Origin of the sequence: Bartonella sp. AP57NXGY (genome assembly GCF_042195805.1) — a bacterium.
Classification (GTDB): domain Bacteria; phylum Pseudomonadota; class Alphaproteobacteria; order Rhizobiales; family Rhizobiaceae; genus Bartonella.
In genome coordinates this window covers 1-767 of record NZ_JBHIOZ010000481.1, presented here as the reverse complement: position 1 = coordinate 767, position 767 = coordinate 1, and the positions used below count along the sequence as shown (strand labels likewise).

Below are 767 nucleotides of genomic sequence, written 5' to 3'. Positions count from 1 at the left end.
AGAAAAGGCTATAATCAAAAAATGGATAGCTATTCTGCTTTTCTTGAAAATGATCAAAAAACACCAACAGGTTTACATGTTTATCTCAAAGAACATGGTTTTACCAAGCTCATTATGTGTGGCTTAGCAACTGATTTTTGTGTCGGATTCTCTGCTCTTCACGCCATACAATACGGTTTTAAAGTCAGTGTTTCATTAAATGCTTGTGCTGGTATTGATGTAAACGGATCACTAAACACTATGCTTAAAACTATGAACGAAGCAGGGATAGAACTGTTAATGCTCTCCTAAAATATTCTTTTCTCATCTACCATTATAACATTCTGATTTATAATGAATAAATTTTTTTACCTATTTAAGTAAGGAACGAAAATATCGTAAAATTCTCTCATTTCAACCCTATTTCAACACCATTCTCTTAAAACATCACAAATAGGATTGATGTATGAATAAAAATCTTGCAAAAAAAACAGCCAAAAGGCTTCTTATGAATCATTAAATGCAAGAGCAGTTATGATACTGAAAGCTGGTAAAAAGTATAGCGTAAACTTGCACCTTATATTGAAGTCAAAAAGCCTCTATACGTCAAAAGTTATCCAAAAGATTATACATTATTTCCCTCATGGAGGGGAAATCGTGCAATGATCTCCTCTTTAAAACAAAAACATCAATAAGCAATAACATGGCATTTTTTGCATAAAAGACCTCTTTCTATTCAAAGATATGCGATAAACAAAAGTGTGAAAAAGGAAGAAATCTCCATTACT

General features: G+C 31.8%; 1 protein-coding gene. It reads left to right on the top strand.

Annotated elements, in window-relative coordinates; all coding sequences use genetic code 11:
• Positions 1 to 291 (top strand): isochorismatase family protein (locus ACFIL8_RS11605; RefSeq protein ID WP_375689935.1); only part of this gene is annotated, 291 nt, incomplete at its 5' end.
• Between the last annotated feature and the right edge of the window lie 476 nt (positions 292 to 767).